This window comes from Chryseobacterium candidae, from assembly GCF_004916905.1.
Taxonomy (GTDB): Bacteria; Bacteroidota; Bacteroidia; order Flavobacteriales; family Weeksellaceae; genus Chryseobacterium; species Chryseobacterium candidae.
The window spans coordinates 308,574-328,429 of sequence record NZ_SDLV01000003.1 but is presented as its reverse complement, the minus strand read 5'-3'; the positions used below and the strand labels follow the sequence as shown (position 1 = coordinate 328,429).

The following is a 19,856-nucleotide window of genomic DNA, read 5'->3' as shown; positions in this document are numbered from 1 at the left end:
GAAATACAAGCTGTATGAGTACAGGAAAAAAAGAAATATTCGATAGAGTAGGAAGCATGCTGCAGACACAAGGTTTTAACATCGCAGCAAAAGATGATACAAGACCATGGGGTGGTTTTTTTGTAATTGATGAAACACAGGCACAGGATTTTGCCAACCAATATTTCGATGGAATTGATGTAGATAACCTGAGAATAGGAGGAAAACTAAGCCCAAAAATTCTTATCGTTGCTCCGGAAGCAAGATTAAGCTGGCAGTATCACCACAGAAGAGCCGAAATCTGGCAGGTAGTGGAAGGAACGGTAGGAATTAAAAGAAGCAATACTGATGAAGAAGGAGAATTGAAAGAATACGGGCCGAAAGATCAGGTGAAACTTCAGCAGGGCGAAAGACACAGATTGATAGGTTTGTCAGACTGGGGAATTGTAGCTGAAATCTGGCAGCATACAGATGCCTCCAATCCTTCAGACGAAGACGATATCGTAAGAGTACAGGATGACTTTGGGAGATAAATACAAAATCCGCTTCATTGAAGCGGATTTTGTATTGAGTCAGGAAGATGGGAGTTGCTGCGGGTTTTCAAAACTTTTTATTATTTTTCGTTACAAATGCTGAATTTATTAGCTGACAGCAAAAAAATAAACCTAATAGGTCTCAAAGACCTATTAGGTTTTGTTTATTCAGAGAACATCTGTAATTTATCCCAAATAAGAATTCTATCGGCTAATAGCACTTCCTGCTTCATTCTTCCAGCTTCCCGCTTTTAAAACGTCACATCCAGTCCCACATAGAAGTTCGCCTTCATAATTGGAGCGTACACCATTCCGCCATCAAAATAATTTCCGAAAGGATTTTTAAAATCTACAATCGCATTTTTCTGATAATAAGAAGTCAGGTTTTCTCCTCCAACATAAGCTCTGATCTTTTTATTGAAATTTCTTGAGATCTGAGCATTCAGAACTGCATAAGATTCCGAATAAGCTGGTAGCTGAAACTCTGCCGGATTAGTTGATGTATCAGGAAGTCTTTGCTTTCCAACCCAGTTTAAAGTCGTATCAAAGCTCCAGAATCCACCATTATCATTTTTATTGCTTGAATAGGCCAGGTTCACAAAACCCCTGTGTTTTGCCATAAAAGGAACTTCTCTTCTTCCTCCGATATAATCAGCCTGTACATCATAATACTTATAAGCTAGCCTTACATCAAAATTTTTGAAAGGCGTAAAATCCCACTGCGTTTGGAATGAATTAGCAAAGGATTTTCCTTCCAGATTATAGAATGTCAGCTGTTGAGGAGACTTATCCAAATCTACCAACACCTGATCCTGGAAATCTGTTCTGAAAAAGTCTGCAATAATGCTGGATTTTCTTCCGAATAGCTTAAATTCCTGTTGTAAGCTTGCCCCATAATTCCATGCAATTTCAGGTCTTAATCCGTAAATATTTCCTCCGTTGGGTACAATATTAATGGCTCTGTTTGATGCAAAATACTGCTGGCTTTCCGCAAAAACATTCGCCGTTCTGAATCCTCTTCCCGCAGAAAGTCTTAAAATAGTCTGAGGCGTGAAATCATATTTGAAATTAAGCCTCGGTGTAAACTGAGTGCCTGCAAGATTGTGAAAATCCACCCTTGAACCAGCCACTAAAGTATATTTTAAACCAGTTAAAGTATATTCGGCAAAAATTCCCGGTACAATTTCATTTCTTCTCATATCATCTGTCAGATACATTTCTTTATATCCGTCATATAAGAAACTTGCACCAGCTTTATACTTGTGGTTGGTATTTCCGATGATGCTTTCAAAAATTAAATTGGAATAGTATGTGTGCTGCTGCCCTGCATAATTTCTTAATCCGAAGAAGCTGTCCTGTTGGTGATAAACATACTGGTTCATCCATCCGATACTCTGGTAAGGTTTTCCCTTAACAACATACCCTGTTTTATTCCAGACCTGGAATCTTGAAATATCGATTCCTACACCGTATGGAGACTGCTTATCCTGAGACAATTTTTTATCAAAACCAATCTGTCCTGCAGTTCTTTCATCTCTGATAAAATTAATCCCGAAATGAGACCCGAATCCTGACTTTTCAAGGTCATTATAATTCAATAAATAGGCTGCATTGATCTGTATTCCTTTCGGTCTGTCCAGAAAACCGTCATCATTCATATCTGTATTTCCAAACGTTCCGTTTCCATGGAGAAGGAAAGTCTGTGACCATTTATCGTTGATAGGAGAAACATTGGTAATATTGATCTCTGCTCTTGCATTGAAGTCAGAAAAAAGGTTTAGCGATGTTTCAGGAGTCTTTGCATTCTTTAAAAGCTCAGTATTGATTTGCCCCGTGATACTTTCATAACCGTTCGTTACGGTACTTCCACCTTTTGTCAGCTGAATACTCTCAATCCATCTTCCCGGGATAAAGTTTAATCCGTAAGCAGAAGCCAATCCTCTGATTTCAGGGAGTTGTTCCTTCGTTAAGCTGGTATATTTCTGATCCAGACCAAGCATTTTCAGCTGTTTTGTCCCGGTAACCGCATTGCTGAAAGATACATCTACCGTTGCATTGGTTTCGAAACTTTCGGAAAGATTACAGCAAGCTGCCTTTAACAGCTCTTTTTTATCAATAGTAAAGACAAGTCCGGCCTCTTTCTTGCTTAAAGCTGTTGCCGCCTTAGAGCCTGTTAAAACAACACCATCAATACTCCTTTCGTGCTGAGAATGATCCTCCTGGGCATTCGAGGTATCATTGCTTTTATGATTCTCATGCTTTGTTTCTTCTTCGTAGTGTACTTTTGGATTGGGTTCACCAAAAGTAAAATCCCTGTCATACAGGCAGCATCCCGGAAGTCCGTTGTATACGTCATCTGATGCTTTATATTTTTCATTATCATGACCTGCATCAGCAATTGCTTTTAAAATCTTATCTGATGAGGTTGTTGAAGGATCAAAATGTAAAGCAACCGTTTGTTTCTCTGCATTCCATTCCGCAGTATTCGCACCCGCATCTTTTGCTGCCTTTTCAATTCTTGCTTTACAAGAAGCGCAGTTTCCTCTTACGTAGAATTCATTTTCTTTTTTAGTGAAAATATTAGTTTCTGCATGGTTCTCATGATGTGTTTCAGCCTGTGAAGGCTGTAAGTCCCGGTCGTAATGACAACATCCCGGAAGGCTTTCATAGATTGTATCAGAAGCTTTGAATTTCTCATTATCATGCCCTGCATCAGCTACCTTTTTTAAGATATCATCGGCAGATATTTTGTCTGTTTCAAAGGTTAAGGTTTGAAGATCGATAGAGTAAACTGCCGTTTTAGCACCTGCTTTTTTGGCCGCACTTTCAATTCGGGTTTTGCACATTTCGCAGTTCCCTTTTACCTTGAACTGATTTTTTGAAAGGGTCTGAGCAGATATCAATTGGGTAAACAGGAATAATGCACCAAGTATTAACCTGGAAATAGATAATTTCATTTTGTTTAAAAGTTTAAATTAATTAAAAAAACAGTTCACTATAGGACATAATGAACCCTTAAGATTTTAATTAACCTATCTTGGGCGGCTGCCAGATTTCCTTTAAACGGTCTGAAAGATAAGGATCTGCATACTGAAACTGAGGATTCTTATTTGATTTGTAATAAGAAAGTTCCAGACGTAAATTTTTTGAGAAAGGGGTTTCAATAAACGTGTAACAGGCAACACATGACGAGCAGCAGTCATCATTACATGATTTTGTTTTATCATGGTTGCTGTCTTTTTTTGAAGAATGATTTTTACAGCAGTCCATTTTTTGAGAAGATTCTGCTTTACAGCATGTTTCCTGCATAGATTGCGCATAAAAGTTATCCTTGGGAATCAAAAAAACTCCCAGACAAAAAACTATTGCAAGTAGGTGAAACAGCTTCATCTCTGCAAAAATACAAAATTTATGGTAATGGATCACCAACTTTCAGAGAACAGCTATGCCAGGGTTCTCCATGTGCCGGATTCAGTTTGGGTTTTTCACCCATTGCCAGATTCTGTGCAGCAGGAGCGGGAGCCGGACTTGGAGTAGCCTGAACTGTATTTTGTGCTGGCTGTGGTGTTGGAGCGGGCTTACTGTTTAATGGCTGTCCTACGGGAATGTCGCATCGGTGTCCCGGCTGTCCGTGTGGAGGGTTCATTCCCGGCGCTGTTTTCGCCTGTTTTCCATTGTTGTCAATGGTAATTTTTCCTGGTGCTAAGGCATTAGGATCTAACTGAACAATATTGTTTCCGTTTGCATTTATATTTTGAGAAGCAGGAGTAGCGGTAACAGGAGCACCATTCAGAGGTTGTCCTACCGGAATATCACATCGGTGTCCGGGCTGTCCGTGTGGAGGATTCATTCCCGGAGCGGTAGCCATAGGAGCAGGATTAGGGCTGGATTGGATACCTGCCTGATCCATCAGAGCGGTTTTTGAGGTGGTATTTAGGGCTACGTTGGGTTGTCCTGCGTTAGCTTCATCTTTTAAGTAAGTAGCTCTTTCATCCTTTTTACAGGATGCGGCTAATAGTGATACGGCGATCAAACCTATAAATGTATTCTTCATATCCATGGGTATGAAACAAAATTAGCAAAACATTTTCAATTGTTTTGCTAATTTTATACTTATAATTTGATTTTTGGATTAATTTTTTACCAAAAGCCTGAATCCTTCTCCGTGAACGTTGATGATTTCTAATCCTTCGTCGTCTTTTAACAACTTACGAAGCTTGGCAATATAAACGTCCATACTTCTTGCTGTAAAGTAATTTTCTTTTTTCCAGATTTTTCTTAGAGCAAGATCTCTTGGCATAAAATCATTTCTGTGGATGCAAAGAAGTTTTAATAATTCATTTTCTTTAGGAGAAAGCTTGTATTCTTTATCACCTACTTTCAGCTGTCTCAGCATAGAATCAAAGAAAATATTGCTGATCTTGAACTGTTCCTGTTCTTCATTTTCCAAGGTAGAACTTCTCTGAAGAATTGCTTTGATCTTGTATAAAAGAAGTTCAGTATCAAAAGGCTTTGTGATATAATCATCAGCTCCCAGCTGATATCCTTTCAAGATATCTTCTCTCATATTTCTTGCAGTAAGGAATATGATGGGTGTATTTTTATCAATCTTTTTTACATCTTCCGCTAATGAAAATCCGTCTTTTTTAGGCATCATTACGTCAAATATGCAGATATCGAATTCATTTTCTGTAAATTCTTTTAGTCCCTGCTCCCCGTCAGTGGCAAGAGTTACTTCAAAATTATTGATGGTCAAATAATCTTTAAGTACCGCCCCGAAACTCTGATCGTCCTCTACTAATAATATTCTGTTGCTCATAATTTTAATAATTAATAATTAACAATTAAGAATGAACTTCCTCACTCTATCTTCTATATTTTGATATTTGGTTTAAACTTATAATTGATAAACGATCATTGATAATTGATGTGAAGATATTTTTTATCATTTATCGCTTATCATCTATCATTTATTTTCTAGCTCATTGGCAGCTTTATCGTGAACGTACTTCCTTTTCCTTTATGAGAGTCTACGATAATCTGTCCTTTGTGCAGTTCTACAATTTTCTTCACGTAAGAAAGGCCTAATCCCTGTCCTTTTACATTGTGAATATTTCCGGTTTCTTCTCTGAAGAATTTTTCGAAAATTTTGGTTTTATTCTGGGTATCCATTCCCATTCCTTTATCGGAAATTTCAATCACGTACCAGTGTCCCTCATTTCTTGTTTCCACATGTATTTCCGGTGCTTCAGGAGAATATTTGTTGGCATTATCCAGTAAGTTGACCAGCATATTGGAGATATGGAATTCGTCTATTTTAAAATTGTACTGCGTAGCATTGAACTTCTGCGTAAGCGTTCCGTTTCTTTGCTGTACAATCAGATTGAAAGATTCTGTTGTTTTTTTAATCAGCTCTCTTACGTTGGCTTCCTTTAAAAACAGCTCTACTTCATTTCGCTCAAGCTTGGACATATTAAGCACATTTTCCACCTGCTTTTTCATCCTTAAGTTTTCCTGTTTGATCAGTTCGGAATAGTATTTTACCTTATCCGGATTGGTGGCAATTTTGTCATTGGCCAATGAATCTGTTGCGACAGAAATGGTTGCCAATGGAGTTTTAAACTCATGGGACATATTGTTGATGAAGTCTGTTTTTACTTCAGCAAGCTTTTTCTGTCTCATCATATAATTGATGGAAATAATATAAATTCCAAGAATGGTAAGGAGAGAAAGGAATGTTCCCAAAAGCATCGGCCAGTTGTTCATCGCCAGGGAATATTCTTTTTTAGGAAATACCAATGCAAGGCTGTATAACGTATTTTTCTTATCTGCAAAAAGAGGAAAACTGTAGGTATTGCTGTCTTTCTTTTCTTTATAAGCCTTATTGGCAATGCTGGTAAGCTTATTATTACGATCCAGAACTCCATATCCGAACTTGGCAGTGATCCCTCGTATTTTAAGTTCTTTGGCAATAACGGAGTCCAGTGTTTTAGGATCTACTCTTTTAGTAATAGGAAGGTTGTTTCCATATACTTTCACAAACTCTTTCATAGAGTAATCTCCCGTTTCGATCTCCTGATTGATATCTGTGGTAAGAAGTTCGCGGTTTGTGGTGTCTCTTTTTATTTTGTAGGCAGCTTCGTCCGTATATAGAGTAGTCAGCTTAATAGAATCTCCTTTCTGAGAAATTGGGAGCTGCGTTTTTTCAATAATATTTTTGGAATAGATAATCTGTCTTTGAGTACCGGAGTCTTCCACTTGTTGAATTGTAGTTAAAGACGGCTGTTTACTGTTTGCCAGAATATTTTTTCTGAAATCTTTATAATCCTGATTCAGGTATTTATCAGCTTCAATCTCTTCAATACTTTTTGAAGTACTTTCCAAAACCGCATATACTTTATTTGAAAAATCCTGTTCCAGTACGCCGTAATAGCCTTTCAACCAATAAAATTGGAGCGTCACGAAGACAATCAGTGAGATTGTCATAAACACTGAAATTATTGGGATGAATTTGTTATTCATTATTTAATTATATAGGTTTTGAAAAAATGAATGTTAAAATTAATTATTTTAAGACTACATAAACAAAAAACGAGCCAAATAATTGTTTTTTTTTTCTTAAAAGAGTGTTTTTTAACAATTATTTATGAATTATCCTTTACTTGTTATATGAAAAGTCCTTTTCAATAATAAAATGCTAACTTTATTAAAAATAGAAATTATGGAATCTGCTATTATTTTCAACAAAGATTTTGATGCATCAAGTGTTTATGTTATGAAGATCTTTAAGGCTGATGTTTCAACCATTTGGAACCATTTTACACAAGCCAGATTATTGGATGAGTGGTGGGGGCCTGAACCGTGGAAATGTGAAACGGTAAGTCAGGATTTCAAAGAAGGAGGGATCTGGATGTATACAATGGTAGGCCCAAACGGTGAAAAAGGACCTATGTATGCTCAAACTCAATATGGGGAAATAACGGAGCACAGAAGTCTCGACTGGATGAGTGCCTTCTGTGATGAGAAAGGGAATGTCAATGAAGATTTCCCAAGGTCAAAATGGCTGCTTGGCTTTACCGGAGTGGATGAAGGAACTAAAGTAACCATTAATATCCATTATCATTCTCCTGAAATTATGAAAAAACTTATGGATATGGGATTTGAAGAAGGTTTTAAAATGGGGCTTAATCAATTGGAAGAATTGATTGGATAAGTTTGAACCAGTAAAAAATAATCATTTATGAAAAAGAGGATTTTCCATGGAAAATCCTCTTTTTTATTTATCAACAGGGGTTAACTTCCTGCTTCTTTCTTCAAGCTTCATGCCTTTACAAAAGCTCCTCTTCCTGAAAATACTGGATAATTGCCTTTTTCATCAGCAAAGTCTGCTCATTAGGTTTTAATTCCGGAAGTTCTTCCAGAGTTTCAAAATGTGGCCATCCGTCTTCATAGTGTGTAAATTTATAATATCCAAAAGGTTCAAGTAATCTGCAGACAGCAATGTGGATCAGGTTTACTTTATCTTCTTTTGTGTATTTTTGCTGGCCGCTTCCCAGCTCCTGAAGCCCTATCAGAAATAAAAGGGTCTCAATAGGCGGGTTTTTCTCCGTTTGGAAATTGTCTTCAAAGAATTGTTCTATTTTTTTCCAGTATTCAGCTTCGTTGATCATTCTTTTTGATTTTCTAGTTTTAACAGAAATGCGAATTCCAACGCATCTTCCTTCAGGGATTCAAATCTTCCGCTTGCTCCTCCATGTCCTGAACTCATGTCAGTCTTAAAGACTAAAATATTATCGTCTGTTTTTAATTCTCTAAGTTTTGCCGTCCATTTGGCAGGTTCCCAATACTGTACCTGTGAATCGTGGAATCCTGTTGTGATCAGCATATGGGGATAATCTTTAGCTTCTACATTATCATATGGAGAATAATCTTTCATATAATGATAGTATTCTTCATCATTTGGATTTCCCCATTCGTCATATTCTCCGGTAGTTAATGGGATTGTATCGTCCAACATTGTTGTAACAACATCTACAAAAGGTACCTGTGCTACAATTCCGTTGAATAGCTGAGGCTCATAATTGACCACGGCGCCTACCAGCAGACCACCGGCACTTCCTCCCATTGCATACATATGCTTCGATGAAGTATAATTTTCTTTGATTAAATATTTCCCTGCATCAATGAAATCAAAGAATGTATTTTTCTTAAACAGCATTTTTCCGTCTTCATACCATTCTCTTCCCAGATATTCTCCACCACGGATATGAGCAATAGCATAAATAAAACCTCTGTCCAGAATGGATAATCTTACATTTGAAAAGCTGGCGTCCACCGTATGTCCGTAGCTTCCATATCCATACAGAAGAAGCGGAGTGTTAGCAGATTTTTTGGTATCTTTATGATACACTAATGAAATAGGAACTTTGGTCTTTCCATCTCTTGAATCTGCCCAGATTCTTTCTGAAACGTAATTTTCAGGAGCAAATTTTCCACCCAAAACTTCCTGTTGTTTCAGAAGCTTTGTTGTCTTATCCTTCATGTTATATTCATAGGTGGAGCTTGGTTGTGTAAGAGAGGTGTAACCGTAACGTAAAATCTCTGTATCAAATTCCAGATTGATTCCAATATATGCCGTATAAGTAGGATCGGAGAAAGGGAGATAATAAGATTCCTGTGTCTTCTCATCAATGATTTTGATCTGAAGCAAGCCTCTTTCTCTTTCCTCAAGAACCAGATAGTCTTTAAAGATCTCAAAACCTTCCAGTAAAACTTCTGCGCGGTGCGGAATGACATCAATCCAGTTTTCCATGCTGCAGTTATCAATCTTTGTCTTTACAATCTTGAAATTAATGGCATCGTCAGCATTGGTAATGATATAGAATTCATCCTCATAATGCTCTACAGAATATTCAAGATCATCTATTCTTGGCTGGATCACTGTCCATTCTGCAAATACATTGTCAGAAGGAATAAAACGGTGTTCATCAGAAATAGTACTTGAGCTTGCAATAAAAATATACTCTAACGATTTTGTTTTAAATACATTGACATCAAAAGTCTCATCCTCTTCGTGGAAGATCAGAACATCTTCTGCTGAATCTGTTCCCAGCTGATGTCTATAAACCTGAAATGCACGAAGGCTTTTATCTTTCCTGATGTAAAGAATATGCTGGTTATCATTTGCCCAAACAGCTTTTCCTGTCGTATTGGCAATTGTGTCCGGTAAAATTTCTCCAGTCTTTAAATTTTTAAAATTAAGAGTATAAATTCTTCTTCCTACATCATCTGAAGAAAAAGAAGCCAGTTCGTTGTTGGGGCTTACCGCTACACTTCCTACTTCAAAAAACTCTTTCCCTTCCGCATGAATATTAACATCGAGTACAATTTCTTCTTCGTTCTCAAGGCTTTTATACTTTCTGCAGAAGATAGGATATTCTTTGCCTTCTTCATAACGCACAATATACCAGTATTCATTAAAGAAATAAGGGAGAGACTCATCATCCTTTTTATAGCGGGCTTTCATCTCTTCGAAAAGCTCTTCCTGAAGAGCTTCCGTATCTTTCATGATGAATTCTTCGTAGGCATTTTCTTCTTCAATATATTGGATGACTTCAGGGTTTTCCCTTTCGTTCAGCCAAAAATAATTATCAATTCTTCTGTCGCCGTGTGTTTCTAATATTTTTTCTATTTTTTTTGCCTGTGGAGCTTTCATCCTGGTATTTTATTTTTTACGTCTTATATATATCTTTTTAGAAATTTTTCCAGAGACGTTTTATTCAATGTTAATTCTTGTTCAAATATAAGAAAGGCTATCAAATTTATGATAGCCTTTCTAGTAATATTAAATGGAAGGAGTTATTTTTTTATGATTTTAGTAGTTTTTAATGTTCCGTTATTCATTTTCAGGGTAATGAAATATATTCCTTTTACTAAGTCACTCAGATCAATAGGATTCGATAGTTTTCCAATGTTTTTGACTTCTTTTCCCGAAGTATCTGTGACAGAAATGCCTTTTACTTCTGAGATATCAGCAATACTAAGCTCTTTGCTGAAAGGATTTGGATATATCTGAATTCTTTTTTTGTTGTCATAAACTTCATTCGTTGATAAATTGGAGCTATCATATGCTGAGATCTTAAACTGACCACTGTCTGTATCTGAAGAATACTTCCAAACACTTATATACAGCGTAGTGCCTGGGACCTGTCCGCTTAAAGAAATTAATGAGAAATAATCTTCATTATCAATGTCTTTATCATCATTGCAGTCAATTTCAGTTAAAGTACCACAGCTTCCGCTGTAAACCGCAAGTACAGAATCATCAAATAAAGAACCAGAAGCTGCTGCTGTTTCAATCGTAACATTTCCACTTGGAGGAACGGTAACTTTAAACCAGATATTTTCTTCAGACTCTGAGTTACAGGATGAAGGATTTCCATCTGTGGTAGCTCCTGTATTGTCTACGGTAATGGCTCCGGAAGTAAAATCGTTTCCTACAGTCAGTGATGTTGCTCCTGAGCAATTATCGTTCTGCGCATTGGCAAATGTAGCGGTCAGGAAGACTAAACCAAATAATAGTTTTTTCATACATACGTTTTTTTTAGTTATTAATAATAATTGAATTGTTTTTCTGAATCTAATGTACTTAATTACTATTAACTTTGTGATAAATTAAATGTATTTAACTGTTTGGTTGTTAATGGCTAATGGCTTTTTTTTAATTGAGTTTTGTATAGAAGTAAATAGTCACAAATAGTTGTAGAGGTGAAAAAAATATTGAGACGAAAAGGGGTTTTAAATGTAAAATATCTCCAAAAAATGATAAAAAAGAGCTAGAGATCAGCTCGCGTGGGAGTATACTGGTCATTTTGAAAAATGAACAAACATTCTGTTTTTAATAAAAAAATCCGCCTTTTTCAAAGAAAAAGGCGGATTTGAATTTTTATAGTAAGCCTATTTGTGAAGAGCTTTAATATACTTTTCAAGGGCCATCGTCATAGAAGGAGTTTCCTTCGTAGGAGCCATTAAATCTACTTTTAATCCAGCTTCTTCTGCAGCTGCCAGAGTTGTGTTTCCAAAAACTCCAATCTTGGTTTCATCCTGCTTGAAATCAGGGAAATTCTGTTGCAGCGATTTGATTCCCTGCGGACTGAAGAAAATCAGCATGTCGTAATCTTTGACATTGATATCGGTAAGGTCACTGCATACGGTACGGTACATAATTGCTCTTGTCCACTCTACATTAGATGCATCCATGGTTTTTACAATATCCGGACTCAAAACATCTGAAGATGGCAACAGATATTTTTCAGTAGGAAACTTTTTGAAAAGAGGAAGCAGGTCTGAGAAGTTTTTCTCCCCAAAGCTGATTTTTCTCTTTCTGTACACAATATGCTTTTGAAGGTAGTTGGCAATTGCTTCCGACTGGCAGATGTATCTCATTGTATCCGGAACGGCAAAACGCAATTCCTCTGCTAGTCTGAAGTAATGGTCAATCGCATTTTTACTGGTAAAAATAATACCGGTATACTGCGTCAGATCTATTTTCTGTGTTCTGAGCTCTTTATTGTCAACCCCTTCGACGTGGATAAATGGACGGAAATCAATCTTTATTTTTTCCTTCTTCGCTATATCCAGATATGGAGAAGACTCACTAGGCGCTGGTTGAGAAACCAATATAGACTTTATTCTCATCATTGACATTTATTAAAAAAATAACAGCTTCCAAAGCAATAATAATGGTGCAATTTGGAGGGTGCAAATATACAAAAATTTATAATACCATTTCTCGGGAAGAATCTTGTTCTTGTGAAATAAATAGAAAAAAACTTTGAAAATGAATACAAAAGCGAAAAAGCAGAAATAATATAGAAACATTTTATTTCTGTCTATCGGAAAGTAATAATGAGCTACACAAAGAATTATTAGCAAAAATGAAAGAATGAAATAAAACTTTGTGGAAGTAAAATAAAAGATAGTCCACTTTTTTCCATCCCCAATACTTTGGTAAAATAAAAATCCTAATGTTGACTTTATTAAATAAAAAAGCAGCACTGCCAGCAATGTATATCCAAATTTATTAAGCTGATACCCCAGAAGCTGAAGATCTGCAATATATTTCGGTACTATAGGAACGTACTGTGAAATTAATACAGACAGGGTAAGTGTAGTTACACAGGACGTGATGATCCAGCTGGGAAGGTTGTTGCTTGCATCAAAATATTTCTGAAGCAAAAAATCTTTAAGGCTGGCATCTCTCTCTATGACGTTCATCATAAAAACATATAAAAATATACAGCCCACAAGGATAAAGATTACCCAATCATTATTTTCAGGTATTCTTACGTGATTGATGAAGTGTTGTGATGATGGCAAAATTTAAGTTTTTTTTATTTATTATTTAACTTCAGATAACAAAGCCCGACACAGATTTTCCTGTCACCCAGATCCGTGAATCTGCAGTTAAAATATTTGCTCTCATCGATTTTACGTTTGTTCAGATCTGTTGAATAAAAGTTTCTGTTTCATCCGCTTAATCCCCGAGAAATATTTTTGCAAAATTATAGATTATTTTGTATAAAATAAAAAGGTTAAATAAACTATCTTTGCAAACTGAAATGAAAAAACTCGTCATCATCCCAACCTATAACGAAAAGGAAAATATTGAATATATTATTTCCGCTGTTTTTGCATTGGAGGACGACTTTCATATCTTAGTAGTAGATGATTCTTCTCCTGATGGAACTGCAGAAATTGTAAAAGAACTGCAGAAGAAACATCCGCATTATCTGCATCTGTCCATAAGGCATATAAAAGACGGATTGGGAAAGGCATATATCCATGGGTTTAAATGGGCCATCGAAAATAGATACGATTATATTTTTGAGATGGATGCCGATTTTTCACACAACCCTAACGATCTGCCGAAGCTTTTTGAAGCATGCAGAAATGCAGATATGGCAATAGGGTCCCGTTACTCAAAAGGAGTAAATGTAGTGAACTGGCCTATGGGAAGAGTGCTGCTTTCTTATTTTGCATCCAAATATGTAAGGTTTGTATTGGGACTTCCAATTCATGATACCACTGCAGGATTTGTATGTTTTTCAAGAAAAGTATTGGAAGAAATAGGGTTGGATAACGTGAAACTGAAAGGATACGGGTTTCAGATAGAAATGAAATTCAGAGCTTTTAAAAAAGGTTTCAGAATTGTAGAAGTTCCTATTATATTTACCAACAGAATTTTAGGAGAAAGCAAAATGAATGGAGGAATTATCCATGAAGCAGTTTTCGGAGTGCTGAACTTAAAATGGAAATCAATCATCAACAGATTATGAAACTGATGAAAAATTTAATCTTTATTTTCGTTTTGTTGGGCCTGTTTTCGTGCGGCGATTATATTGATAAGCCTAAAAATCTAATCGATAAAGATATAATGGCAGAAATTATTGCCGATCTTGCGATCAACGATCAGGCTATCTTTGTATATCCTGACAAAAATATGGAAGCAGGGACAAGAGCTGTTTTGAAATCACATAAAGTAAAGCCTGATGATTTTGTAAATAGTTTCAAATACTATGTGATTAAAGAAGAAATGGAGGGGATCACCAATGATGCGCAGGAAATATTGCTGAAAAAAGATCCCAAAGCAGATAAATATGTAAAGGAGAAACTGAAACAAAATGGTGCTGTAATACCTGTAGTAAGGTAAATTAGCCTGAGAGTTTCTGTTTCACAAAAATCACTGAAAACAACAGTGCATTTAAAAAAGTATAGAGATGAAATTTTTTAATATAGAAAAAACCTCTGAAGGAAAAGCAAGAGCAGGGGAAATTACCACAGATCACGGGAAGATTCAAACTCCTATTTTTATGCCTGTGGGAACTGTAGCCAGTGTAAAAACAGTTCATCAGAGAGAATTAAAAGAAGACATTAAAGCTCAGATTATTCTGGGAAATACTTATCATTTATACCTTCGTCCGGGTATGGAAACGATGCAGGATGCAGGTGGTTTGCACAAATTCATGAACTGGAATCTTCCTATTCTTACCGATTCAGGTGGTTTTCAGGTATTTTCGCTGGCAAGTAACAGAAAAATGACAGAAGAAGGTGCGAGATTCAAATCCCACATCGATGGAAGCTATCATATGTTCTCTCCTGAAAGATCAATGGAGATTCAAAGACAGATTGGAGCCGATATTTTCATGGCTTTCGATGAATGTACTCCTTATCCATGTGATTACAACCAGGCAAAATCATCTATGGAGCTTACCCACCGCTGGCTGAAAAGATGTATTGAATGGACAAATGATAATCCTGAATTATACGGACATAAACAAAGGCTTTTCCCGATTGTTCAGGGATCTACCTATTCTGATCTTAGAAAAATTTCTGCTGAAGTGATTTCTGAAGCAGGAGCAGAAGGAAATGCTATCGGAGGACTTTCCGTTGGAGAGCCCGAAGAAGAAATGTACAGAATCACTGACGAAGTGACAGATATCCTTCCGAAAGAAAAACCAAGATACCTGATGGGAGTAGGAACTCCCTGGAATATCCTTGAGTCTATCGGATTAGGAATTGATATGATGGATTGCGTGATGCCAACAAGAAATGCAAGAAATGCAATGCTTTTCACATGGCAAGGGGTAATGAACCTTAAAAATGAAAAATGGAAGCGCGATTTTTCGCCTTTGGATGAATTTGGAACCAGTTTTGTAGACCGTGAATATTCAAAAGCGTATCTTCGCCACCTGTTTGTTTCTAAAGAATATCTGGCAAAACAGATCGCTTCGATTCATAATCTCGCATTCTACCTTGATTTGGTAAAGGTAGCCAGAGAACATATTATGGCAGGAGATTTTTACGAATGGAAAAACTCTGTAGTACCGGTTCTCAGACAAAGACTGTAAAAGAATATGCTTAAAATTGTAGACAGATATATCATTAAAAAATACCTTGGAACTTTCAGTTTCATGTTGGTGTTATTGTCTATAGTTGTACTGGTCATTGATGTTCAGCAGAAGATTCCAAGGATAGAAAACGCCAAGGCTATTGATCCGAAACTGGATCTTACGTATTTCCTTATCCATTTTTATCCCTTCTGGATCATCAATCTTGTGGTAACATTCTTGTCTATTTTGGTGTTTATTTCAGTAATTTATTTTACCTCCAGAATGGCAAATAATACTGAGATTGTTGCTATTATAAGTAGTGGAGCCAGTTTTCACAGGTTTTCCAAGCCTTACCTATTTACATCTGTTTTTATTGGATTGATTGCCCTTGTGGTATACCATATGGTGCTGCCGTGGGCCAATATCAAGAAAAATGAGTTGGAAGCATATACTTATAATGCAGCTAATAAAGAAAAGATTTTAGGAACAGCTCCGGCTTCTTCACAGCTGAGTAAAACGGAATATATTTTCGTTGATTCATGGAATAAAAGAGAAAAAAGAGGATCAAGTTTTGTCTATCAGAAATATGATAAAGACAGAAAAATGATCTATGAGCTGAAAGCAAGCGAAGTATATTGGGATAAAGAAAAAAAGCAGTTTGTTTTAAATAACTATCTGGAAAAAACAATCAATAAAGACAATACCGAAAAACTCGGAAACGGGATAGAATTAAGGAAGAACTACGGCCATTCGCCGGAAGAACTTTTCCCTAATGAGCTTTTGGGACAGAATAAAACCACACCGGAACTTCTGAAATTTATTGAAAGAGAAAAAGCAAGAGGAAACAGTAACCTGAATTCTTACCTGAATGAACTTCACCAAAGAACTTCAATGCCCGTTTCGATCATTATTCTGACATTTCTGGCGCTTTCCCTGTCATCACAAAAGAAAAGAGGAGGGTTGGGAATTAACCTTGCAATAGGGATTTCATTGGCCTTTATTTTTGTGTTTTCATTCGAAGCCTTAAAAGTGGTTTCAGAAAATAAAAGCCTGTCTCCAGCAGTAGCCATGTGGCTGCCTAATATGGTATTTTTACCGCTTACCCTTTATCTTTATATCAAAAGAGCCAATCAATAAAGAAGTTTTACTTCTTTGTGATAAAAGGAATGCATTCCGTCTTCCAGTTCAATCCAGAGTTCGCCCTTTTCGTCTGCATATCGGATGATGCCATTTTGTCGTTCTTTTTCAATTTCAAAGACCGATATCTGATCTTTTCTGAAAAGTCTTTTATTGAATCCATCCAGAATTTCCTGATCGGAAGGCATGTTTTTCAGTTTTCCGGACAAATATTCATGAAGGTTTAAAGCAAGCTCTTCCAGGTCAAATTGGAGTCCTGTCTGTGTCAGGAGTGATCCTGCATTGGATATTTCATCAAAATTTTCCTGCAGAATATTGATGCCTGCTCCGATGATGAAATAATTATTCTGATTAATTTTTTTCTTTTCTATTAAAATTCCAACGATTTTTTTACCTTTAAGGATAATATCATTCGGCCATTTGATTTTTACCTCAGAGTCAGACAAATTGGCAAGAAAATCACGGATCACCATTGCGGTATAATAATTGAACATAAAGTCGGAGCACAGGATGTTCTGAGTATTCACTGCCAGCGTATAAGCCAGGTTTTTTCCGGCAGTCTGAGTCCAGACATTTCCATACTGACCACGGCCTTTTGTTTGATTAAAAGTATGAAGCCCTATAAAATTTGAATCTCCGTAAAGTAAAAACTTTGATATTTCGTCATTAGTAGAAGAACATTCTTTCAGATAGAAGAGTTGACTCATTTAAGAAAACTTTAAGAGATTAAGAGGGTAAAAGTAAGGTTAAAGTAAAGAAAAAACAATAAATTTGCAGATTATAGTATTTTTTTAATGAATAAAACAGCAGAAAAACAAGCGTTAATAGATAAAATCGTTGAAGCTATCCAGGATGTAAAAGGGGAAGACATTATGATCTTCGATCTTTCCAACATCGAAAACTCCGTAGCAGAAACGTTCGTGATATGCAGCGGAAACTCAAATACACAGGTAGCTGCATTGGCAGGAAATGTAGAGAAGAAAGTAAGAAACGAACTACAGGACAGACCCTGGCACGTAGAAGGTACTGAAAATGCAATGTGGGTATTGGTGGATTACGTTTCAGTGGTGGTTCATATATTCCAAAAACAGGTACGTGAGTACTACGACATAGAAGAACTTTGGGGTGACGCAGTCATTACCAAAATTGAAAATGAATAATAAAAATTTTAAAAAGTCTAAATGAATAATAAAGGATTCAACTGGTTCTTTCCTATTGCAATCGTAGCTCTTTTGCTATTCTTTGGTTCCAATTTCCTTGGAGGTGATGCAGCAAAATCTATTGATGAAGATGGTTTCTTTAGAGAAATGCAGGCGGGCAAAGTCCAGAATATAATTATATACAAAGACATAGAGAAAGCTGATGTTTTCCTAACAAAAGAAGCGAAAACGGCAATGGTTTCCAAAGCAGGAAAAGAAAACAATCCTCTTTCTGCTTTCGAAATGGCTCCTAAAGCAGATTTTTCTGTGAAATACGGAGACCTTCAACTTTTCCTTCAGAAATTTGAGCAGGTCAAAGCCAGCAATCCGGCTATTAAAACAACTAAAGATTACGGAACAGGCAAAAGTGCTCTAATGGACATCTTGGTTCCTGCGCTGGTTTGGATTTCTATTCTTGGATTATTCTACTTCCTTCTTTTCAGAAAGATGGGTGGAGGCGGAGGTCCTGGCGGACAGATCTTCTCAATCGGAAAATCCAAAGCAAAGCTTTTCGACGAAAAAGAAAGAATTCAGGTAACATTTAAAGATGTTGCAGGATTGGAAGGAGCCAAAGAAGAAGTTCAGGAAGTGGTAGATTTCTTGAAGAACTCCGAAAAATATACAAAACTTGGAGGTAAAATTCCTAAAGGTGTTCTTTTGGTAGGGCCTCCGGGAACAGGTAAAACGTTATTGGCAAAAGCCGTTGCTGGGGAAGCTAAAGTTCCGTTCTTCTCACTTTCAGGTTCAGATTTCGTTGAAATGTTTGTAGGAGTAGGTGCTTCAAGAGTAAGAGACCTTTTTGCTCAGGCAAAAGCAAAATCTCCGGCAATTATCTTCATTGATGAGATTGATGCCATCGGACGTGCAAGAGGAAAAAATAATTTCTCCGGCGGAAACGACGAAAGAGAAAATACCCTGAACCAGCTTCTTACTGAAATGGACGGTTTCGGAACAGATGTGAATGTAATTGTAATGGCTGCAACCAACAGAGCAGATATCCTGGATAAAGCTTTGATGAGAGCAGGACGTTTTGACCGTTCTATCTATGTAGACCTTCCGGAGCTTCACGAAAGAAGACAAATCTTTGATGTGCACTTGAAAAAGATCAAGCTTGATGATAATGTTGATAGAGATTTCTTAGCAAAACAAACTCCTGGATTCAGTGGGGCAGATATTGCTAATGTTTGTAACGAAGCTGCGCTTATTGCGGCCAGATATAACCATACTTCTGTTACAAAACAGGATTTCCTGGATGCGGTTGACAGAATTATCGGTGGACTTGAAAAGAAAAACATGGCAATCAAACCATCTGAAAAGAGAAGAGTTGCTTATCATGAAGCAGGTCACGCTACAATCTCTTGGCTGGTAGAACATGCATCTCCACTTTTAAAGGTAACGATTGTTCCAAGAGGACGTTCTTTAGGAGCAGCATGGTATCTTCCGGAAGAAAGACAGCTTACCACTACTGAACAGATGTTGGACGAAATGTGTGCAACATTAGGAGGTAGAGCAGCAGAGCAGGTGATCTTCAATAATATTTCTACAGGAGCACTTTCTGATCTGGAAACAGTAACAAAGAGAGCTCAGGCAATGGTTACAATCTACGGTTTAAGCCCTAATATCGGTAATATTTCTTACTATGACAGTTCTGGCCAGTCTGAATACAATTTCGGAAAACCATATTCCGAAGAAACGGCTACCAAAATTGATGCTGAGATCAAATTGATTATCGAAAATCAGTATGAAAGAGCGGTAAGAATTCTTGAAGAAAATAAAGATAAACTTGATGCTTTGGCTAATAAACTGTTAGAAAAAGAAGTGATCTTCCGTGAAGACTTAGAAGAAATATTCGGAAAAAGAGCATGGGATCCAGAATTGACAGAGAAGCCTGTAACCAATACTATTCCTGAAAAAGATGAGCCGCTAGTAGTGGAAACACCTCAGATCAAAGAAAAAGAAGAAGGAAGCGAAATTCAGGCTCCGGAAAGCCCGACACAGCTTTAAGATTCTAAAAAAAATATAATTCATAAAAACCTGACAACTGTAAAATTGTCAGGTTTTTTATATTTAAGGAGATATTTTGGACACTATTGTAATTTATTTTCTATTTTTGTATA

19 protein-coding genes are annotated in these 19,856 nt (G+C 36.7%); 8 read left to right on the top strand and 11 right to left on the bottom strand.

The window, feature by feature from the left end; all coding sequences use genetic code 11:
* Nucleotides 1–14: 14 nt before the first annotated feature.
* Nucleotides 15–512, top strand: coding sequence for a cupin domain-containing protein (locus EK417_RS02240; protein WP_076597874.1), 498 nt, complete (start codon nt 15–17; stop codon nt 510–512).
* A 251-nt stretch (nt 513–763) separates the two neighbouring features.
* Here the strand turns inward: EK417_RS02240 and EK417_RS02235 are convergent, their stop codons facing one another.
* The 5 genes from EK417_RS02235 to EK417_RS02215 form a co-directional block, all read right to left on the bottom strand.
* Nucleotides 764–3,469: a TonB-dependent receptor domain-containing protein gene (locus EK417_RS02235; protein ID WP_136521208.1), complete on the bottom strand. Its 2,706-nt coding sequence runs from the start codon at nt 3,467–3,469 to the stop codon at nt 764–766.
* Between the two features lie 70 nt (nt 3,470–3,539).
* The gene (locus EK417_RS02230) at nt 3,540–3,821 is read right to left on the bottom strand and encodes a hypothetical protein (protein ID WP_228457876.1); all 282 of its coding nucleotides are present in this window, start codon (nt 3,819–3,821) and stop codon (nt 3,540–3,542) included.
* Nucleotides 3,822–3,921: 100 nt separating this feature from the next.
* Nucleotides 3,922–4,572, bottom strand: coding sequence for a polyadenylate binding domain-containing protein (locus tag EK417_RS02225; RefSeq protein ID WP_136521207.1), 651 nt, complete (start codon nt 4,570–4,572; stop codon nt 3,922–3,924).
* A gap of 72 nt (nt 4,573–4,644) precedes the next feature.
* A complete protein-coding gene (locus EK417_RS02220) occupies nt 4,645–5,331 on the bottom strand; it encodes a response regulator transcription factor (protein ID WP_002982671.1) in 687 nt (228 codons plus the stop codon).
* Between the two features lie 158 nt (nt 5,332–5,489).
* Nucleotides 5,490–7,034, bottom strand: coding sequence for a sensor histidine kinase (locus EK417_RS02215; protein ID WP_076597877.1), 1,545 nt, complete (start codon nt 7,032–7,034; stop codon nt 5,490–5,492).
* 199 nt (nt 7,035–7,233) lie between these two features.
* On the opposite strand from EK417_RS02215, the gene EK417_RS02210 reads away from it, so the two are divergent.
* Nucleotides 7,234–7,725: an SRPBCC family protein gene (locus EK417_RS02210; protein WP_136521206.1), complete on the top strand. Its 492-nt coding sequence runs from the start codon at nt 7,234–7,236 to the stop codon at nt 7,723–7,725.
* Nucleotides 7,726–7,840: 115 nt separating this feature from the next.
* Here EK417_RS02210 and EK417_RS02205 read toward each other — a convergent pair whose 3' ends face one another.
* The 5 genes from EK417_RS02205 to EK417_RS02185 all read right to left on the bottom strand — a co-directional run bounded on the left by EK417_RS02205 (nt 7,841) and on the right by EK417_RS02185 (nt 12,890).
* A complete protein-coding gene (locus tag EK417_RS02205; protein ID WP_076596035.1) occupies nt 7,841–8,182 on the bottom strand; it encodes a hypothetical protein in 342 nt (113 codons plus the stop codon).
* Nucleotides 8,179–10,227 (bottom strand): S9 family peptidase, encoded by a 2,049-nt coding sequence (locus EK417_RS02200; protein WP_136521205.1) that lies wholly within the window; start codon nt 10,225–10,227, stop codon nt 8,179–8,181. Before EK417_RS02200 ends, EK417_RS02205 begins: the two co-directional genes overlap by 4 nt.
* A 143-nt stretch (nt 10,228–10,370) precedes the next feature.
* Nucleotides 10,371–11,102: a T9SS type A sorting domain-containing protein gene (locus EK417_RS02195; protein ID WP_076596033.1), complete on the bottom strand. Its 732-nt coding sequence runs from the start codon at nt 11,100–11,102 to the stop codon at nt 10,371–10,373.
* Between the two features lie 366 nt (nt 11,103–11,468).
* Nucleotides 11,469–12,209, bottom strand: coding sequence for a uroporphyrinogen-III synthase (locus EK417_RS02190; RefSeq protein ID WP_076596032.1), 741 nt, complete (start codon nt 12,207–12,209; stop codon nt 11,469–11,471).
* 12 nt (nt 12,210–12,221) lie between these two features.
* Complete coding sequence (locus EK417_RS02185; protein WP_110366521.1) at nt 12,222–12,890, bottom strand: DUF4271 domain-containing protein; 669 nt, start codon at nt 12,888–12,890, stop codon at nt 12,222–12,224.
* Nucleotides 12,891–13,132: 242 nt separating this feature from the next.
* Between EK417_RS02185 and EK417_RS02180 the strand changes: the two genes are divergently transcribed.
* From EK417_RS02180 to EK417_RS02165, 4 genes are all read left to right on the top strand, one after another.
* Nucleotides 13,133–13,849, top strand: a complete 717-nt coding sequence (locus tag EK417_RS02180) for a polyprenol monophosphomannose synthase (RefSeq protein WP_136521204.1) — start codon at nt 13,133–13,135, stop codon at nt 13,847–13,849.
* A 5-nt stretch (nt 13,850–13,854) separates the two neighbouring features.
* Complete coding sequence (locus EK417_RS02175; RefSeq protein WP_076596042.1) at nt 13,855–14,223, top strand: DUF4296 domain-containing protein; 369 nt, start codon at nt 13,855–13,857, stop codon at nt 14,221–14,223.
* Nucleotides 14,224–14,290: 67 nt separating this feature from the next.
* Entirely contained in the window at nt 14,291–15,421 is a 1,131-nt protein-coding gene (gene tgt, locus EK417_RS02170) for a tRNA guanosine(34) transglycosylase Tgt (protein ID WP_136521203.1), read from the top strand.
* 6 nt (nt 15,422–15,427) lie between these two features.
* Nucleotides 15,428–16,540: an LptF/LptG family permease gene (locus tag EK417_RS02165; protein ID WP_076596029.1), complete on the top strand. Its 1,113-nt coding sequence runs from the start codon at nt 15,428–15,430 to the stop codon at nt 16,538–16,540.
* Here EK417_RS02165 and EK417_RS02160 read toward each other — a convergent pair.
* Nucleotides 16,534–17,247: a biotin--[acetyl-CoA-carboxylase] ligase gene (locus EK417_RS02160; protein ID WP_110366518.1), complete on the bottom strand. Its 714-nt coding sequence runs from the start codon at nt 17,245–17,247 to the stop codon at nt 16,534–16,536. The two genes, EK417_RS02165 and EK417_RS02160, sit on opposite strands and share 7 nt — an antisense overlap.
* Before the next feature lie 87 nt (nt 17,248–17,334).
* On the opposite strand from EK417_RS02160, the gene rsfS reads away from it, so the two are divergent.
* Nucleotides 17,335–17,700 (top strand): ribosome silencing factor, encoded by a 366-nt coding sequence (rsfS, locus tag EK417_RS02155; RefSeq protein ID WP_136521202.1) that lies wholly within the window; start codon nt 17,335–17,337, stop codon nt 17,698–17,700.
* Between the two features lie 21 nt (nt 17,701–17,721).
* Complete coding sequence (ftsH, locus tag EK417_RS02150; RefSeq protein ID WP_136521201.1) at nt 17,722–19,743, top strand: ATP-dependent zinc metalloprotease FtsH; 2,022 nt, start codon at nt 17,722–17,724, stop codon at nt 19,741–19,743.
* The last annotated feature ends 113 nt before the right edge of the window (nt 19,744–19,856 follow it).

Coding starts and splice junctions, on each gene's coding strand:
- EK417_RS02240 (WP_076597874.1), top strand. CDS start 15: ATGAGTACAGGAAAAAAAGAAATATTCGATAGAGTAGGAAGCATGCTG.
- EK417_RS02235 (WP_136521208.1), bottom strand. CDS start 3,469: ATGAAATTATCTATTTCCAGGTTAATACTTGGTGCATTATTCCTGTTT.
- EK417_RS02230 (WP_228457876.1), bottom strand. CDS start 3,821: ATGCAGGAAACATGCTGTAAAGCAGAATCTTCTCAAAAAATGGACTGC.
- EK417_RS02225 (WP_136521207.1), bottom strand. CDS start 4,572: ATGGATATGAAGAATACATTTATAGGTTTGATCGCCGTATCACTATTA.
- EK417_RS02220 (WP_002982671.1), bottom strand. CDS start 5,331: ATGAGCAACAGAATATTATTAGTAGAGGACGATCAGAGTTTCGGGGCG.
- EK417_RS02215 (WP_076597877.1), bottom strand. CDS start 7,034: ATGAATAACAAATTCATCCCAATAATTTCAGTGTTTATGACAATCTCA.
- EK417_RS02210 (WP_136521206.1), top strand. CDS start 7,234: ATGGAATCTGCTATTATTTTCAACAAAGATTTTGATGCATCAAGTGTT.
- EK417_RS02205 (WP_076596035.1), bottom strand. CDS start 8,182: ATGATCAACGAAGCTGAATACTGGAAAAAAATAGAACAATTCTTTGAA.
- EK417_RS02200 (WP_136521205.1), bottom strand. CDS start 10,227: ATGAAAGCTCCACAGGCAAAAAAAATAGAAAAAATATTAGAAACACAC.
- EK417_RS02195 (WP_076596033.1), bottom strand. CDS start 11,102: ATGAAAAAACTATTATTTGGTTTAGTCTTCCTGACCGCTACATTTGCC.
- EK417_RS02190 (WP_076596032.1), bottom strand. CDS start 12,209: ATGAGAATAAAGTCTATATTGGTTTCTCAACCAGCGCCTAGTGAGTCT.
- EK417_RS02180 (WP_136521204.1), top strand. CDS start 13,133: ATGAAAAAACTCGTCATCATCCCAACCTATAACGAAAAGGAAAATATT.
- EK417_RS02175 (WP_076596042.1), top strand. CDS start 13,855: ATGAAAAATTTAATCTTTATTTTCGTTTTGTTGGGCCTGTTTTCGTGC.
- tgt (WP_136521203.1), top strand. CDS start 14,291: ATGAAATTTTTTAATATAGAAAAAACCTCTGAAGGAAAAGCAAGAGCA.
- EK417_RS02165 (WP_076596029.1), top strand. CDS start 15,428: ATGCTTAAAATTGTAGACAGATATATCATTAAAAAATACCTTGGAACT.
- EK417_RS02160 (WP_110366518.1), bottom strand. CDS start 17,247: ATGAGTCAACTCTTCTATCTGAAAGAATGTTCTTCTACTAATGACGAA.
- rsfS (WP_136521202.1), top strand. CDS start 17,335: ATGAATAAAACAGCAGAAAAACAAGCGTTAATAGATAAAATCGTTGAA.
- ftsH (WP_136521201.1), top strand. CDS start 17,722: ATGAATAATAAAGGATTCAACTGGTTCTTTCCTATTGCAATCGTAGCT.